We start from the raw sequence: 18,558 nt of genomic DNA on the forward strand, positions 1-18,558 counted from the left end.
ACCCGGCGATCATTCTTTGATGATCTCCTTGGGGTAACACAAATAGTGTTTGGTGAACATCTTTGGCTGAATACCGTGGTTGGAGACCAGCGACATGGGTTTTACTTCGCCGGTTTTCAGCAGGATCAGGATCTCTTCCTTGGAGGTACTGTAGGCCGTATTGGTTTCCTTGCCGACTATGAGCAGGAAGTTGGCCACGTCTTTGGAAAAAGGGAACTGCTTCTCAATCTTTTGCCGGATAAAATTGATGTCATCCTGCCTGGGCGCCTGGTCCTGGAATTCCAGTTTGAACAGGCGGCGACTGATCAGACTTTTGGCGAGGAAAGACAGAACCGGATCGAAGTGGTTCTGCCACCCTTTGATCGCAAAGGCAATATCGGTATCATCGAGTGAGGCGAAACGATCTAGCAGAATGCTTTTGTTTTTACTGAAATCCTGCTGGGTGAAGGTGTTTTCCAGAAAGTAATTAAGACTGCCCTGTACGCCGAGCTTTATACCCCGGTGGCGCAGCATTTTGGCCCGCCGCAGCACCTGGATCATCATCTGTTCGGCGGAAAGAACGGTTTTGTGCAGATAGACCTGCCAGTACATCAGCCGCCGGGCGATCAGGAACTTTTCGATCGAATAGATCCCCTTTTCTTCCACTACCAGATGATTGTTGTGTACGGCCAGCATTTTGATGATGCGATCGTAGCCGATGACACCTTCCGAAACACCGGTAAAAAAACTGTCCCGATTAAGGTAGTCCATCCGGTCCATGTCCAGTTGACCAGATACGAGTTGGTGCAAAAAATGTTTGTGGTAACGATTGTTGAAAATTTCGATCGCCAAAGACAGCTTTCCTTCGAACTCCTGATTGAGTTTTTCCATTATCATTACGGATAATTGCTCGTGGGTGATGTTGATCAGGGTGTGTTCGAGGGTATGGGAAAAGGGGCCGTGGCCAATATCGTGCAGTAAAATGGCGATCCCGACGGCTTCGGCTTCGGCAGCGGTGATCTCTGTACCTTTGGAACGCAATACATCGATGGCCTGACAAGTTAAATGATAGGCGCCCAGTGCGTGGTGAAAGCGGGTATGCAATGCCCCGGGATAAACGTAGTGGGTGAGGCTCACCTGTTTGATCCGGCGCAATCTTTGGAAGTAGGGATGTTCTACCAGGTCGAATACAATTCCGTAGGGAATGGATATGAACCCGTAAACCGGGTCATTGAGAATTTTGACTTTGCTCATCATTAAAGCACTTCGTGCAGTTGTTAGTCACAGGTCGGTAGTCACGAGTCGGGTGAAAAACAACATTCCGGTTTTTCGCTACCAGGGCGAATTTGGGGCCGGAAACCAGGTCCGAACGGATAACGGGAGGCCTGGAATAGGGACTATCGACCAGCAGACTTTTTCGGCTGTGGTAAATATAAGAAGCTAAAAAAGTCTTAATTGTTCTATGAAGGTGCAATATCTTCTTTACAAATTAATTTTATACTAATTTTAGGCACCTTAATAAAAATTTATTCCAGTTGGTGTTCTGCTCCGAGGATTTGAAAATTGTACAGGACAGGATCCCGGTCCCGGAACCTGCCGGAACGGCCAGCCATTTGGATCACACCATTAAACCTTGAGTTCTCGTTATTCAACGCAACTTGCATAAAAAACAATTGAATCAATTTATGGATAATATCAAAATATTGTGGGCGGACGATGAGATAGACCTGCTGAAACCCCAATTGTTGTTTTTACAAAATAAAGGCTACGATGTGATTACCGTGACGAACGGTTACGACGCGCTCGAAGAATGCCAGGATAACAATGATATCGATGTGGTTTTTCTGGACGAAAGTATGCCCGGGATCACGGGCCTGGAAACCCTCGGAAAAATAAAAGACAGCTACCCGCACCTCCCGGTAGTGATGATCACCAAGAACGAAGCGGAAAATGTAATGGAAGAGGCGCTGGGCTCCCAGATCGCCGATTACCTGATCAAACCGGTCAACCCGAACCAGATCCTGCTGACCCTCAAAAAGATTATCGATAACAAACGCCTGATTCGGGAAAAGACCTCCTCGGATTACCAGCAGGAATTCCGCCAGATCCTGATGGAACTGGACAGCGGCCTCGACTATACGGAATGGGTGGATGTATACCGGAAGATCATCAACTGGGAGATCAAGATCGATGATTCCCAGTCCACTCAGATGGGCGATATTCTGGCCATGCAGAAGAGTACCGCCAATACCGCTTTCTCCAAGTTTATCGTCAAGAATTATCCCTCCTGGGTAAAGAACAACGACGGCCCGGTGATGTCGCACAACCTGATGCGCAACAAGATCTTCACCCGGCTGGACCCGGAAGTACCCACTTTGTTGATCCTGCTGGATAACATGCGATACGATCAGTGGAAAGTGATCGAGCCCATGATCAGTGAATTGTACCGGGTGGAAGAAGAGGACTTCTTCTACAGTATTCTGCCGACTTCTACCCAGTACAGCCGGAACGCCATTTTTTCGGGTATGATGCCGGCCGATATTGAAAGACACTATAAGGAATGGTGGAAGAATGACAACGAGGAAGGTGGGAAAAACCTGCACGAGCAGGACCTGCTCGGCGAACAGATCCGCCGCCTGCTGCGCAAAGAGATCCGCTTTGATTACGTCAAGGTGACAAACTCTTACCACGCCAAGCAGATGCAGGATAATATCCTCAATTACCTGAACAATGACTTTACGGCCATCGTCTACAACTTCATTGATACGGTCTCGCACGCGCGAACGGAAATGGAAGTGTTGAAGGAACTGGCCGGCGATGAGAAAGCTTACCGTTCGCTTACCCGTTCGTGGTTTGAAAATTCACCGCTCTGGGCGGCGCTGCAGCGCGCAGCCGAACGGGAAGTGCAACTGGTGGTAACGACCGACCACGGAACGATCCGGGTAAATACGCCCTCCAAGGTGGTCGGAGACCGGGAAACAACCACCAACTTGCGGTACAAAGTGGGGAAAAACCTGCAGTACGATAAACGGGACGTCCTGGAAGTACGCAATCCGGAAAAGGCCGGACTGCCGCGTCCGAATGTGAGTTCGACCTTTATCTTCGCCAAGGAAGATAAGTTCTTCCTGTACCCGAACAATTACAATTATTATCACAACTACTACAAGGATACCTTTCAGCACGGCGGCATTTCCCTCGAGGAGATGATCTGTCCGGTGGTATTCCTGCGGAAGAAATAGATCCCAGATCCGGGCCGGCAACCGAATTTTCCGGCCCTGCGCTCCTGACCCAGACCATCATTTCACTCACTAAATACGAACTGTCAATTTATGAATCCACCATTTCACCTAGCTTTTCCGGTAAAAGATATTGCCGAGACCAGAAGTTTCTACGAAGGCTTACTGGGGTGTAGTGTCGGTCGGAGCGCCGAGCGTTGGATCGACTTTAACTTTTTCGGGCACCAGATCTCCGCCCACCTGACGGACGGCGAGATCTACGAGCCACCGGCCAACCCGGTGGATGGCAAACAGGTGCCCATCAAACATTTCGGAGCCATTCTCGACATGGATGTGTGGGAATCTCTGGCGGAAAAACTTAAGGATCACGGTATTGATTTCATCATCGAGCCCTACGTACGCTTTAAGGGCGAAGTAGGGGAGCAGGCCACGATGTTCTTCCTGGATCCCAGTGGGAATGCCCTGGAATTCAAGGCCTTCGGTGATCAGAGCCAGATCTTTGCAACCGATTAGTATATTATGGACCCATTAATAAAAAAGCTCAACTATAAGGAGCAAAAGCTGGTGGCCATCCTGGGCGCACCCGAATCTTTTGATCCGGTAGTCACTACCTGGCGGGAACTGGCGGATGTGGATACGCACCTGAAAGAAGATACCCGCTACGATTTTCTGATCGCCTTCGCCCGAACAGCTGCGGATATCAAACAGTACGCCTCCCAACTGGAAGGCCGGTTGGCAGAGGACGCGGTATTCTGGATCGCTTATCCCAAGAAGTCCTCCAAAAAGTACGACTCGGATATCAGTCGGGATACCGGCTGGCAGCCGATCGGCGAACTGGGCATGGAGGGCGTCCGGCAGGTGGCAATTGACGAGGACTGGTCCGCCCTGCGTTTCCGTTCGGCCAAGCACATCAAAAGCATGAAACGGGATTCGCGGATGGCCCTGAGCAAAGAAGGGCGAAAACGAACCGAAAAGAAATAGGTTGCTGCAAGCACCTGGGGTCCGTAAACAGTAAAGGCGCCAAGCGGTAAAAGGCTCCGGAAAATGTACGATGCATTTTTCTTTGACCTCAGCCGCTTCGCGCCTTTTGCATTTGTGGCGTGCGCCGGATGGACTACTGAGCCAGTATCTCTTTGAGCAGGCTTCTCACCTCACTTACACCCGGCAGGCTGTAGTTGGCGATACTGCGATCCAGCCCGACCTTGATCGTAAAGGCAGAATCGGGAAGGACCTTGAAAATATCTTCGTCCGTATGATCGTCGCCGATGGCGAGAATGAATTCCCAGTCGGTGCCGTTCAGCCAAAGGTCAGTGGCTTTCCCTTTGTTTACGCCGGCATTTTTGATCTCCACCACTTTATTCCCTTCCAGTACCTGCAGATCCAGGTTATGGGTCAGGTAGAGCAGCACATCGCGAAATTCACGAACCCGTTTCTCACCGAGGTCGCGGTCGATGCTGCGGTAGTGCCAGGCAACGGAATAATCTTTTTCCTCAATGAAGGATCCGGGAGTTCTTTCTACCAGATTTTCCAACACGGGGCGGATCTCTTTCTTCCATTTATTGTTCAGGCTGGAGTTGATCTCCCAGTCTTTATCTTTTTTGACCCATACGCCGTGTTCGGCGGCAAACTGGATCGGCAGATGACCGAGCCATTCTTGTAGGGTATGGCGGTCGCGTCCGCTGTTGACCACTACCTGGTTTTCTTCCTTCTCAGCAAGCTGCTGTAGCAGATCCAGCAGTTCCCCATCCGGTTGTACGGCCTGAGGATCGTTGTGGAATCCCATCAGCGTGCCGTCGTAATCCAGCATCAGCAGGCGTTTGTTAGCTGTACGGTATTTGCTGATGAGCTGTTCTCTTTCTTCGGCAGAGATCTGATGAGTTTGTTGGTCTTGCTGTTTTTCCATAAGTTTTTTCTGTTCTTTAAAAAATGTAGCTGCCCAATGACGGACATTATATTTCTTTAGTTTTTCCTGCATGTTGGTGAGGCGCCAGCGCCGTTCGTGTTCGGTCATGACCAGGGCCTGATGGATGGCATCGACAATGCCGTTGGCATCCTGTGGGTTGACGATCAGGGCATCCATGAGTTCATTGGACGCTCCCGCCATTTCACTCAGGATCAGCACGCCGTCCTTGCTTTTCTCCTTACTGGCTACGTATTCTTTCGCCACAAGGTTCATACCGTCCCGCAGGGGCGTGATCAGGGCAATGTCGCCCTCCTGGTACAGGGTGATCAGTTCGGAGAAATTCAGCGAACGGTAGAAGTACTGTACCGGCGTCCAGTCGAAAGTGCCGAACTGGCCGTTGATGTTACCCACCAGTTTATCTACCTGCTCTTTCAGCTCCTGGTACTGGTCTACGTTGGCGCGGGAAGGCACCACCAGCATCATCAGACTTACCTTGCGGTGGTATTCCGGATACTTTTTGAGGAATTTCTCGAAGGTGAGCAGCCGGTTGGGAATACCTTTGGTATAATCCAGCCGATCAATGGAGATGATCAGTTTTTTGCCTTTCGCCAGTTGTTTAATGGAGAAAGAACTGTCGTCACCGTTGAGATTGATCTCGGGGAAAGCGTATTTGTCGTAATCGATCCCCATTGGGAATACATCGACATTGATCAGGCGGTTACCCACGGTCAGCTTGCCGAAGTTGTGCTCAAAACCGGCAATCCGGTAACTGGCACTCAGGAAGTGCCGCATGTAATTGAAGGTGTGGAAGCCGATCTGGTCGGCGCCCAGTACCCCTTCCAGGATCTCTTTTCTCCAGGGCAATACCCGGAACACCTCGTAGGAGGGGAAAGGGATGTGGAGGAAAAAGCCGATGGATACCTTGGGAAATGCTTGCCGGATCATGGCCGGCAATAACATCAGTTGATAATCGTGCACCCAGACCAGATCATCCGGCCGGATAAGCGGGATCGTAGCGTCGGCAAACTTGCGGTTGGCCTGTTGGTAGGCCTCCCAGTATTCATCATTGTAGGTTGTGTACTGTGTAAAATAGTGAAAATGGGGCCAGATCGTCTTATTACTGAAACCTTCGTAGTACAGGCTGATCTCCTGCTGGGTCAGAAAAACGGGAACGAGCCCTTCTTCCAGCAGATCCTGGCGGATTACCTCCTGCTCTTCCGGATCATTCACTTCCTGGCCCGGCCAGCCGATCCAGATCCTTTCCAGCGACTGGTCCAGCGAGTTTAGGCCGGTTGCCAGACCACCGGCACTTGGATGATAGTGAAGTTCTCCATCTTTGCGGTTAATCGTAATAGGAAGACGATTGGAAATAATAACTAAACGTGGCATGTATTTATGAGTATAAGTTTTGAGCTGCTACCATTAGCAACTCAGGAGAGGTCCGTTTTGTTTGTGCGAAAATACACGGATCACCCCAAAAGGCCAAAAAAAATGGGCCTGTAGCGACCTGGCTGAAAAAACATTGCCTTGCTAATTTAAGTACTTATTTTACTCAGATAAAATTTTCTTTCTTGCCAATTATTCATATAAAAAGATAAGAGAAAAAGGACACATAGCTTGTCGAAACGGAGCCGTTGGCATCTACTGCGACCCCTGCCGGACCTCATTCGCCGGCGATCTGTTCCACATAGGCACTCGGCAGGATCCGGAATTGCTTCTTGAACACCTTGCTGAAATAGTTCGGATCGTTATAACCCACCTTATAGGCGACTTCCGATATGGGCAGTCCTTCCTGCAGCAGATCCTGGGCCTTTTCCATACGTACCCTTTTGATGTATTCGGAAGCGCTGACATTCATGATCTTTTTCATCTTGAGATGTAGTAAAGACCGACTGATGCCGAGCATCTGGGCCAGGCCGGAAATGGTAAAGCCCGGATCGGCAAAATGCGATCCGACCAGTTTGGTGACTTGATGCAGAAATTCCCGGTCCTGATTGTTCGGAGGTAAAGCCTCGGGTTCGATTCTTTCCAGATTGCTGAACCGCTGCTGTAGCTTTTGACCCGAATGAAGGGTATTATAAACCAGCAGGTCCAGTTCTTTGAGATTAAAGGGTTTGGTCAGGTAGGCGTTGGCGCCCATCCGCAGTCCTTCCATCCGGTGCTGGTCACTGGTTTTGGCCGTCAACAGTAGAAACGGGATGTGACTGGTCTGGGGATTGGCCTTCACTTGTTCACACAGTTCGATCCCGTCCATTACGGGCATCCGGGCGTCCGAAAGGATCAGATCGGGGATGGTCCGCCGGATCTTCTTCAGGGCTTCCTCTCCGTTGCGGGCCAGCTGGACTTTGTATTGCTGTACGAAGTGTTTGTGTAAGAATTTAAGGAGTTCGCGATTATCCTCCACAATGAGCAAGGTCTGATCGCGGGAGGATAGGGGAGTGTCGGCGATTTCCTGTAGTACGGGCTCCGGATACAGGGCCGAGTGAAGCCCAAAGTCTTTATTACCGTTGACCGTTGCGCTGACAGCTTCCGTTTCGGTGAGCGGCTTGTGTCGCAACGGTAATTCTACGGTGACGGCAGTCCCATTGCCGACCTGGCTTTCCAGCTGAAGCCGGCCATCCAGAAATTCTACAAGACTACGTACCAAAGCCAGGCCGATCCCCGAACCCTGCTGCTCCTCCTTGCCGGCTTTGAAAAATGGGGCAAACACCATCGATGTATCCTCTTCCAGAATGCCGGAGCCACTGTCCGAGATCAGGAGTTGAAGGATCCATCCGGTATTTTTATCATCCGGCCGCTGAATATTCACGGCCAGACTGATGTGCCCGTTTTCCGGGGTATGTTCTGCGGAATTGGAGACGAGATTGCTCAGGATCATTTCCAGCTTGTCCGGGTCGAAGAAGGCGTAATATTCCGCATGGCTGCTGGTAAACTCGTAACGGATCCCCCGGTGTTTGAAAAGGGGCGAAAAGGCCTGGAAGGTATCCCGCAGAAAAAGTACGACATCCCCTTTACGCAGGTCGAGAGAGGCGTGCCGGGTCTCGATCTTCCGGAATTCCATCAACTGTTGGATCAAATGATGCAGGCGGTTGGCATTGCGTTTGATAGACAGCAACTCATCCGGATGGTTTCGCTGATCGTTGCTGCTCTGAAAGAACTTCTCGATAGAAGCAATGATCAGGGTAAGCGGAGTTTTGAATTCGTGGGATATAAAGGTGAAAAAATTAAGCTTGTGCTGGTTGATCTCCCGGATCTTTTCCTTTTCCACTCTTTCCACCTGTACCGCCAGCTTTTGCCGGTGAAGGAAGCGGACAAACCGCGTATAACCGACGATCAGTCCGATGATCAGCACCGAATAGAGGAGCAAGGCCCAGTTGCTTTGCCAGAAAGGCGGCAGCACACTCAGTTGGATCCGGCGTTCCGGGCCGGCCAGGGCGCCACTCTGACCGGTAGCCCGCAGGTGAAAAACGTAATCTCCCGGAGAGAGGTTGGTGTAGGTCGCAGTACGTTTATTACCCACTTCATTCCAGTTATCCTCAAAGCCCTCCAGGTAGTATGCATATTCGTTTTTACCTTCCGAGAAGTAGTTCAGGGCGACGAATTCCAAAGTGAGTACATTGTCCCGGTGTCGGAGTGTGAGCTTTTCGGTCTGGTCGATGTGGGATTGGAGCGGTCCTTTTTCGGATATGGGTACATCCTTATTGAATAGCTTAAACCCGGTAAAGTACAGCTCGGGAGGCGGCACCCGGAAATCCGAGCTGTCCGGATGGAAGAAGTTGAGTCCGTTCACGGTGCCGAAATAGAACCAGCCTTCGGTATCGGTGTAAAAGGATTTGAAATTGAACTGGTTTTCCGAAAGTCCCTGAGCCGTAGTGAAATTGGTGATCCGACCGCTGTCCGGGTCGTACCGGGTCAGCCCTTTGTTGGAGGGGAGCCAGAGCTTCCCACGCTCATCTTCCAGGATACCGTAGACATTATCGTTGGGCAGTCCGTTCGCCTGGGTAACCGAGCTAAATTGCTGCTGTTGCCGGTTCCAGTGGATCAATCCTCCATTCAGCGAGCCGAACCACAGGTCTCCGTGGCGGTCCTCAAAAGCACTGACGATCTGATTGGAGCTCAGGCCGTGGGTGGTACTGTCCCTGCGGACATAGTGGTGGAGTCGGTCTTCCGCGGGCTGGTAGCGGTAAATGCCTGTCCAGCGGGTACAAAACCAGAGATCTCCCTGCCGGTCTTCCAGTATGTCGTAAACGAAAACGCCGCCGAGTTCTTCCGGCCGGAACAGTTCAAAATGATCCCGTTCGTAGTTGTAGATATTCAGACCTCTCTGGGTGCCGACCCAGAGTACATTCCTGCTGTCTTTCCGGATGGAGTAAACGTAATCATTGGAGAGCGAATGCGGGTCCGCTGGATCTTTCTTGTAAACGGTGATCCGGCCGTTACGGCTGTCGTAGCGGTTGAGCCCGCCGAGAAAAGTACCGATCCAGATATTGCCGAGCTGGTCGTCGTGGATGGCGTGTACATTATTGCAACTGAGCGCCGGATCTCCGTCCGTCCGCAGGTATTCGAAGGTTTGTTCGTCCTTATCGTAGATGGAGATACCGCCGTCTTCGGTGCCGATCCATAAGCGACCGTCGGTGGTTTCGGTGATCTGACTGATCGCTTTCCCGCTGATCGACTGGCCGGCTCTGGCCGGCATCAGTTTGTAGAAGCCGTTGGATTCCGGCTTGGTGTAATTCAGCCCCCCGAAATAGGTGCCGATCCAGGCGATATTCTCCCGGCTGAGGTAAAGCGCGTAAATAGACTTGTCCGAAAGGGTATTGGCATCCGTAAAGGATTGATTGTAGTGCTGGACCTCACCGCTTTTCTTATCATAAATAAAAAGCCCCAATTCGGTACCCAGCCAGAGCCGCTGATCCTGGTCGGTATCTATCGTCCGGATGACGTTGGCTTCAATCCCGTTCTCGCCCCGATGGATGGGAACATGCTGAAATTCGTCGGCCGGCGGATCGTAGCGAAAAAGACCTTTGTCCGTGATCAGCCAGATATCTCCTTCGCGGTCCTGGATGATCCGGTGCATGGTATTGAGCCGGTCGACCTGAGTCTGCAGCTCCGGTGGCTGTTGCGGCCGATAGGACTTAATGACCTCTCCCAAATGGTTAATGAGCATTACCTCCCGGTTGAGCGCCAGCCAGAACACATTGGATTTATAGTTGCAGATGCTGTTGGCTGAGACCGGCCCCATGAGCCTTTCCGGCTGGAGGTCGTCGTTGAGCCGGTAGAGTCCTTTATTGGTGCAGACAAAGATCGTACTGTCCTGGCCCCGGTAGATCTGGTTGATACTTTCGTTCAAACTGTCCCGTCCGATCCTGACAAATTGGTCTTTGGCGGGCAGGTAAAGACTTAATCCGTTGGACGTGCCGACCAACAATTGCTCATCGGTAGCCAGTAAAGCGTTGATCTGATTGGAAGCCAGATTAGATCTTTCGCCATCGGCGTAGTAGGTTTTCAGTTCGTAGCTGTCGTAGCGGTTAAGTCCTTCCCGCGTACCGATCCACATAAAGCCCCGATCATCCTGGGTAATGGCGTACACCGTGCTGTGGGAAAGCCCCTGCTGGGTGCTTAGCTTATGGAAGGATAATTGCTGTGCAAATGTCCAAAAATTGAAAAAGACCAGGAAAGTTGTTGACAGTAATAGTCTCATATTCGGGATTTGCCGTGGATATGCTAAAGTGGAAATAATTGGTTGAACGGGGACAGGAGAAATGATGAATCAACCTGTTAATGCTGCACAAATACCGGGCTTTTGCATTTGTTTTAAACAATATTCCTGCTAAATTAAACAATTGTACGCCTAATACCTAAGAGATTTATTTAACATTGGCGATATAAATTGAAGTAGAGGGCGTGATTACCCATAAGAAAATACATTTTTAAGTACAACTGTAAAATTTTATATGGAAAAAACCAACTTAATGAGCAAGTGGCTCTGGTGCAGCCTGATCGGTTTACTCTTTGCCTGTGATACCGGCAATGTGGACAAAAGTGCGGATGGAACCAGCGCTACTGCGGACGATCGCCCTAATATTATCGTCATAATGGCGGATGATCTGGGCTTTTCGGATCTCGGCTGCTACGGTGGCGAGATCAACACGCCCAACCTCGATCGCCTGGCGGGAAATGGTCTGCGATTTACTTCTTTTTACAATACGGCCCGTTGCTGTCCTTCGCGGGCGGCGATGCTGACCGGACTTTATCCCCACCAGGCGGGTATCGGCCGGATGACGATGGATGCCGGCCAGCCGGGATATCAGGGTACCCTGGATCAGCAGGCGGTAACGATTGCCGAGTTGTTAAAGGCGGCGGGTTACCAGACTGGCATGACCGGAAAATGGCACGTTTCTCCGACCGAACGACTAGCGCCGGAAAAGCAGCTACCCTGGCTGGCGCATCAGGCCGACATGGGACCTTTTTCGGATACCGCTACCTATCCGGCAGCGCGTGGATTTGAAAAGTACTACGGCAACATCTGGGGCGTTGTCGATTATTTTGATCCCTTCAGCCTGGTGAACGGAATGGAAACCGTGGCATCCGTGCCGGACGACTATTACCACACCGACGCGATCGGGGACACGGCGGTTGCCTACGTCGAGGAGTTTTCCCGTTCCGAGGAACCGTTCTTCTTGTACGTGGCCCACTGTGCGCCGCACTGGCCGCTGCAGGCACCGGAAGAAGAGATCGAAAAGTATAAAGATACCTATCGGGATGGATGGCGTGCGATCCGCAATGCGCGTTACGAAAACATGAAAAAACTGGGTTTATTCGGATCGGAATCACCGGAATTGTCTCCCTTCATGTTCCCTGAATTAGAATGGGCAAACAGCCCGGATACGATCTGGGATGCCCGAGCCATGGCCGTACACGCCGCGATGGTAGACCGGATGGATCAGTCCATCGGCCGGTTGCTCGACAAGCTGGAAGCTACCGGCGAGCTGGACAATACCCTGATCCTGTTTTTCTCGGATAATGGGGCCAGCTCGGAAAGACCTTCCCGCTACGGACCGGGATTCGACCGGGCCGGTAGCACCCGGGCCGGTGCGGAAGTATTCTTCCCCGTCGAAAAGGAAACGGAACATCTGCCGGGGCCGCAAACCGTACACTCCGGCATCGGGCCGGTTTGGGCCAACGTGATCAACGCACCCTTCCGATTTTGGAAAGCCAAGGTATACGAAGGTGGGATCACTTCTCCCTTCATTGCCCACTGGCCCCGGAGAATAGCTAATGGAGGAGCGGTCAAATCCCAGACGGCCCATATTATCGACCTCATGCCTACTTTTCTGGAAATGGCGGGTACCTCTTATCCGGAAACCTTTGCGGGCAAAACGCTGACTCCCGCCCCGGGTAAAAGTATGTTGGGGCTGTTGGCCGGTGATTCGGAGGCTGAGATCCACGAGCAATTGTTCTGGGAGCATTTTGGCTCGGCTGCCCTGCGGGAAGGTAATATGAAACTGATCCGGCTGGACCGGAAGGCCGACTGGGAGCTGTACGACCTGTCCAAGGATCGTACCGAACTTCACGATCTGGCCAAAGAACAACCCGACAAAACCCGGGCGATGGCCGAAAAATGGGAACAACTGGCCCAGGAATTCCGGGTGTATCCGCTACCCAACTGATGAACCCCAGTGGGACCTGATCATTTGCTCTATGAATTGAAGCGTTGCGCAAATGATCGATCCGATGAACTAGAAACCAACGAGCTATTCCGGCAGGCTGATCCAGCCAGCCGGAATAGCCACCTACCCGTCCGGCGCTCATCTGATTGCCCGGACCCGGATAAAACTGACAAATTGCGCGACCGTCCTTAGCGGTTGTAGCTATTGACCACTAAAATAATTTAAGACAACAATGAATTTATTTCGACTGATCCTCACCTGGGGATTTGCAGTATTCGTATGCCCATTGGTGGCGCAGGAACCATTGGAAGCGGAAGTGCTTAAATACCAGATGGATTCAAAATGGACGGATGATGTCGACCCGGAAAACGTTTGGAACGTTTACCCCCGGCCACAGTTACGGCGGGACAACTGGACCAACCTGAACGGCACCTGGGAATACGCCATTCGGGAAACTTCCGACGGGGCACCTTCCAAATACGATGGGGACATCTTGGTCCCATTTGCGGTAGAATCTTCCCTGAGTGGCGTGAAAAAACTCGTGGGAGAGGACAATTATCTCTGGTACCGCACCACCTTCAACGGTCAGTCCGTGGCGGCAAACGAACGGTTGCAGTTGCATTTCGGTGCCGTCGATTGGGAAACTACGGTTTACGTGAACGGTCAGATCGTAGGCGGCCACAAGGGCGGTTACACGCCATTTAACTTCGATATTACTCCCTTTTTGAAGCAGCGGGGCCGTCAGGAATTGGTTGTGCGCGTATGGGATCCCACGGATGGGGGCACCCAGGCCCGGGGGAAACAGGTGCGGGACCCGAGAGGGATCTGGTATACGCCGGTGACCGGGATCTGGCAAACGGTCTGGTTGGAAAAAACGCCGGCCGATCACCTTCGTCGCGTAAAGATCACTCCGGATATCGACCAGGGAAAGATCCGGATGGAATTGCAGACCAGTTCACTGAGTACGGCTACGACCGCCAGTATCAGTATCCGACAGGGAACCCAGGAGGTGGCCCGGTCGGAAATAGACCTGCCGGCCGGCAGCCGGGGGAGTGGCCTGGAAATTGCCGTGCCCAACCCACGCCTGTGGTCTCCGGAAGATCCTTTTCTGTACGATGTAACAGTAGAATTACGGGCGGCAGGCCAAAACCAGTCGGATAAGGTCCAGAGCTATTTCGGTATGCGTAAGATCAGTCTGGGACAAGGCCCGAACGGCTACACCCGGATCATGCTGAACAATCAGCCGGTATTCCAGTTTGGCCTGCTGGACCAGGGATGGTGGCCGGACGGCTTATACACCGCCCCGACCGAGGAAGCCCTGATGTACGATGTAGAAATGACCAAAGCTTTTGGCTTCAATCTGCTGCGCAAGCACGTGAAGGTAGAACCCGCCAGCTATTACTATAACTGTGACAAGATGGGCATGCTCATCTGGCAGGATATGCCCAACGGAAACTATTTCCGGGACCTCCGGGTGGCGCCCGGGCAACGAAATGACGCTGTACGCCCACTGGCTTCCGCACTCCAGTTTGAAACGGAATTACAGGAAATGATCGATCATTTCTACGCTTTCCCATCCATTATCACCTGGGTGCCCTTCAATGAAGGCTGGGGGCAGTATGATACGGAGCGAATTGCCGAATGGGTGAAAAACTACGATCCGAGTCGACTCTGTATTGCACCCAGTGGTTGGGAAGACCGCGGAGTGGGCGACATTATCGATGTGCACCTCTATCCCGGTCCCGGAATGGAAGCCCCGGAACCCGGCCGCGCCTCGGTACTGGGTGAATTCGGTGGTCTGGGGTATCCCGTACAGGATCACATGTGGTGGGATAAACGCAACTGGGGCTACCTGACCTTCCAGGATCAGGAAACGCTGGAGGATCGGTTTACGACACTAATGCAGGATCTGGTGGGCCTGAAAAGCCAGGGTTTGTCCGGGGCAATCTACACCCAAACGACCGATGTGGAAGGAGAAGTGAACGGCATGATGACCTACGACCGCGAAGTGATCAAGATCGATCCGGCGGTAACGCGAAAACTATTCGCTCCGCTCTATCGCTCCGCCTGGAACAAACGCACGCTCCTGAGCGATGCCGAATCCGGCACCACACAGTGGAAGATAGCAAGCGGACAGACCGGAGAAGCCTGGACAGGTCCCGGCTTTGATGACGCGGATTGGGCAAGTGAGGATTTCCCGATGAGCTCTTTTGATAATCCATTCCTACCCGACGGCGGGGAATGGAACCCAGAAACGGAGCTGTTTGCCCGTCGAACCTTCTACCTCACGGAGACTTACGACCAGATCAACCTGAAATATTACCTCCACCGTGCGGAAATGGACCTCTTCATCAATGGCAAGAAGGTGACCCACCTTCGGCACGAAGGGGGACGCAAACGCCACTACACCAATAAACTGATCCGGAATGCCGTCGCGTTCCTCCGGCCCGGCCGAAACGTGGTGGCCATCCGGGTACAACGCCAGGAAGACAGCCAGGAGGTGGCCTTTGATCTTGGCCTCTATGTTTCCGGCCTGGTCCCGGATGGCAAATCTGCCACCGGGGCGCGGGAAACAAAAGGAACCGAATAAACTACTCAACTCAGAGTGTGTTTGGGATTTTTTCGTTGTGGCGTTTGCAGTCCGATTAATAATTCCCAAACACACTCTTAAAACTGACAGTATATGAAACAGCGCAAAGCCTGGGCCAACCGGCCCTTACCGTGGCCGATCCTATTCGGCATCCTTTTTTTGAGTTTTAATTTATCCGCCCAGGACTTTCGGGTCAATGGGAAAGTGACCTCCGCCGAAGATGGTCTTGGCCTGCCGGGAGTAAATATCCTGGTCAAAGGCACTACGAACGGAGCGGTGACGGATATCGACGGCAATTACGAGATCTCCGTGCCGGACGGATCCGCCGTACTGGTGTTCAGCTACATCGGCTATTCCGGGCAGGAGATCGAAGTGGGTAGCCGGAACACCATCGATATTGATCTTTCTCCCGACGCGCGGGCTTTGGAAGAAGTGGTGGTTGTCGGTTACGGTACCGTCAAAAAGAGCGACCTGACCGGCTCCGTGGTCTCTCTGAAATCGGATGATCTTACACCCGGAGCCAATGTGTCCATGGAGCAGATGCTGCAGGGACGGGCGCCGGGGGTACTGATCTCCCAGGAAACAGGAGAACCGGGAGCAGCGATGTCCATTACCATTCGGGGCGCCAGCTCGATCACCGCCGGCAACGACCCGCTCTACGTCATCGACGGTATGCCGGTGAACAATGGAGCGGTTATTTCGGGTACCGGTTCGGGTTTTGTTGCCAATAACAATCCCCGGAACCCACTCAATTCCCTTAATCCCAATGATATTGCTTCCATCGAGATCCTGAAGGATGCCTCGGCCACGGCTATCTACGGTTCGCGGGGAGCGAACGGGGTGGTGCTCATTACCACCAAAAACGGGCAGGAAGGTCGCATGAAGGTGTCCTACAACGGTTACTACGGCACCCAAACGGTGGCCAATCAGGTTGATGTACTGACGGCTACCGAATACCGCGATGTGCTCAATGCCATCATTGCGGATGGTGGTGGCAATGCCGGGGAAGAGGTTACGGACATCCAGGGGGACGGCACCGACTGGCAGAGCGAACTGTTTCGGGATGCCCCCATCCAAAACCACAACATCTCCTTTTCCGGGGGGAACAACATCAACAAGTATTACGTATCTCTCGACTATTTTGACCAGCAGGGCGTCGTCCGGTATTCCGGAATGAAGCGCTATACTGCCCGGGTAAACCTGGATACCAAGGTCAAGGAGCGTTACGCCTTCGGGATCAACCTGAATACCTCCTTCATTCAAGATGACTATGTATCGAACGGTACGGGGCTGAACGAAAATGCCGGAGCTTTGTATTCCGCCATAAATTTTGATCCGACCATTTCGGTTTTCGATGCGGCCGGCAATTACAATCTGTCGCCTTTCATCACCACGGATAATCCGCTGGCTCTGGCCCTCGGAGAAGATGCCCTGAGTGAATCCTTCCGTACCTTCGGTACTATTTACGGGGAGTATTTCATTCTACCGTCACTATCGGCCAAAGTAAAGCTGGGAGGGGATATCAACAGCAGCCGGCGCGATGTCTGGATTGATCCCATTACCGTGACCGGGGGGCAGAACAGTGGTATTGCTACGATCATTACCGGTCGCCGGGATTATTACCTGACGGAAGGGACCTTGAATTTCAATAAGGCCTTCGGTGACCAATCCTTGAACGCGGTAGTGGGAGCGACCTACGAATATTTTGGTTCCGAAAGCTTCAACGGCAACGGCCGGGGATACGCCCTGCCGCAACTCACCACCAATGCGATCGGTTCGGGCTCGGCGGAAATGAATATCCTGGGCAGCGGACGGAACCTGTCCAAACTGGTCTCCTATCTGGCGCGGGTGAATTATTCCATCGCGGATAAATACCTGATTACCGCTTCTTTCCGGGCGGATGGTTCTTCCCGCTTCGGACCCAACAACCGCTTCGGCTTTTTCCCATCGGCGGCCTTTGCCTGGAAACTGCACAATGAAGCATTCATGGAAAACGATCAATTGTTCTCCCAATTGAAATTCCGGGCGAGTTACGGAGTGATCGGCAATCAGTCCATCCCCAATTACCGTTTCCTGCCTTCCTTTGATACCGGTGCGGATGTGGTGCTGAACGATTCCCGTTTTACGACCATCCAACCCAGCCGGAATGCCAATCCCGATCTGAAGTGGGAATCTACGGCCCAACTAGATATCGGTATCGACTTTGGTCTCTGGGAAGACCGGCTTTACGGTTCCGTAGAATATTTTGACGCTAAAACGACGGACCTGCTCCTGAACGTTCCCAAACCCAACAGTACCGGTTTCGGAAGCCGTACCGAAAACGTGGGCAGCATCAGAAATACGGGGATTGAAGCCATCCTGACGGCCCGGGTAGTGGATACGCGCAATTTTGACTGGACGACAAGCGCCAATTTTACGGCTATCCGCAATGAAGTACTGGACATCGGCGATGCCGAACGGATCATTACCGGCGGACTGGGTTTTGTGAGTGATGCGACCATCACCCGGCCGGGAGATCCGCTGTATTCCTACTACGGTTACGAAGTGGCCGGCGTCTGGCAGGAGAATGACAATTTCGATCTGACTACCGATAATGTTGCTCCCGGTGATCTCAAGTACGTTGACCAGAACGGAGACGGCACCATCAATGCGGACGATCAGGTGATCCTGGGCAATACTTTTCCGGAATATACCTGGGGCTGGACCAATACCATCACCTTCAAAGGACTGTCGCTGAGCGCTTTCATTCAGGGCGTGGAGGGGGTTAGTCTCCTGAATAACAACCTGGTGGATACCTACTTTCCCATCAACTTCCGTCGGAATAAAATGGCCGAGCCCTACCTGAACCGCTGGACGCCCTCTAATCCGACCAACGAATATCCTTCTTTTGTAAACCCCACGGCCCAGGGCCAGCGGGTGGTGAATTCCCGGACCGTTACGGATGCCTCCTATATTCGGCTGCAGTCTTTGCGTCTGGGCTATACTTTCCCGATGGCAAATGTCAAAGCCATCAGTAATCTGAACGTGTACGTTTCGGCGAATAACCTGCTGACGATCACCGACTACATCGGCACGGATCCGGGAGCCAATGCGACCGGCAGCAGCGTATTACGGATCGATTACAATACCTATCCCTTCGCCCGGACTTTTCTGGTGGGCCTGAATGTATCCTTTTAAATG

The 18,558-nt window shown here is 52.3% G+C and carries 9 protein-coding genes; 6 read left to right on the forward strand and 3 right to left on the reverse strand.

Annotation, left to right across the window (positions count from 1 at the left end; genetic code table 11):
* Nucleotides 1–9: 9 nt before the first annotated feature.
* A complete protein-coding gene (locus tag CRP01_RS14465; protein WP_233752683.1) occupies nucleotides 10–1,236 on the reverse strand; it encodes an HD domain-containing protein in 1,227 nt (408 codons plus the stop codon).
* Between the two features lie 428 nt (nucleotides 1,237–1,664).
* On the opposite strand from CRP01_RS14465, the gene porX reads away from it, so the two are divergent.
* From porX to CRP01_RS14480, 3 genes are all read left to right on the forward strand, one after another.
* On the forward strand, nucleotides 1,665–3,218 hold the full coding sequence (porX, locus tag CRP01_RS14470) for a T9SS response regulator signal transducer PorX (RefSeq protein WP_099150967.1): 1,554 nt from the start codon (nucleotides 1,665–1,667) through the stop codon (nucleotides 3,216–3,218).
* Between the two features lie 90 nt (nucleotides 3,219–3,308).
* Nucleotides 3,309–3,728, forward strand: coding sequence for a VOC family protein (locus tag CRP01_RS14475; protein WP_099150776.1), 420 nt, complete (start codon nucleotides 3,309–3,311; stop codon nucleotides 3,726–3,728).
* Between the two features lie 6 nt (nucleotides 3,729–3,734).
* A complete protein-coding gene (locus CRP01_RS14480) occupies nucleotides 3,735–4,196 on the forward strand; it encodes a hypothetical protein (protein WP_099150777.1) in 462 nt (153 codons plus the stop codon).
* Between the two features lie 133 nt (nucleotides 4,197–4,329).
* On the opposite strand, the gene CRP01_RS14485 is transcribed toward CRP01_RS14480, so the two are convergent.
* Nucleotides 4,330–6,507, reverse strand: coding sequence for a bifunctional alpha,alpha-trehalose-phosphate synthase (UDP-forming)/trehalose-phosphatase (locus tag CRP01_RS14485; protein WP_099150778.1), 2,178 nt, complete (start codon nucleotides 6,505–6,507; stop codon nucleotides 4,330–4,332).
* 274 nt (nucleotides 6,508–6,781) lie between these two features.
* Nucleotides 6,782–10,819 carry a two-component regulator propeller domain-containing protein gene (locus CRP01_RS14490; protein WP_099150779.1) on the reverse strand — a complete coding sequence of 1,346 codons (4,038 nt, stop codon included), beginning with the start codon at nucleotides 10,817–10,819 and terminating at the stop codon, nucleotides 6,782–6,784.
* 271 nt (nucleotides 10,820–11,090) lie between these two features.
* Between CRP01_RS14490 and CRP01_RS14495 the strand changes: the two genes are divergently transcribed.
* The 3 genes from CRP01_RS14495 (at nucleotide 11,091) to CRP01_RS14505 (ending at nucleotide 18,555) form a co-directional block, all read left to right on the forward strand.
* Nucleotides 11,091–12,788, forward strand: a complete 1,698-nt coding sequence (locus CRP01_RS14495; protein WP_099150968.1) for an arylsulfatase — start codon at nucleotides 11,091–11,093, stop codon at nucleotides 12,786–12,788.
* Between the two features lie 232 nt (nucleotides 12,789–13,020).
* Nucleotides 13,021–15,378 (forward strand): glycoside hydrolase family 2 protein, encoded by a 2,358-nt coding sequence (locus CRP01_RS14500; RefSeq protein ID WP_099150780.1) that lies wholly within the window; start codon nucleotides 13,021–13,023, stop codon nucleotides 15,376–15,378.
* A 93-nt stretch (nucleotides 15,379–15,471) separates the two neighbouring features.
* The gene (locus CRP01_RS14505; protein ID WP_099150781.1) at nucleotides 15,472–18,555 is read left to right on the forward strand and encodes a SusC/RagA family TonB-linked outer membrane protein; all 3,084 of its coding nucleotides are present in this window, start codon (nucleotides 15,472–15,474) and stop codon (nucleotides 18,553–18,555) included.
* Nucleotides 18,556–18,558: the final 3 nt, after the last annotated feature.

Source organism: Flavilitoribacter nigricans DSM 23189 = NBRC 102662 (genome assembly GCF_002646595.1).
Lineage (GTDB): Bacteria > Bacteroidota > Bacteroidia > Chitinophagales > Saprospiraceae > Flavilitoribacter > Flavilitoribacter nigricans.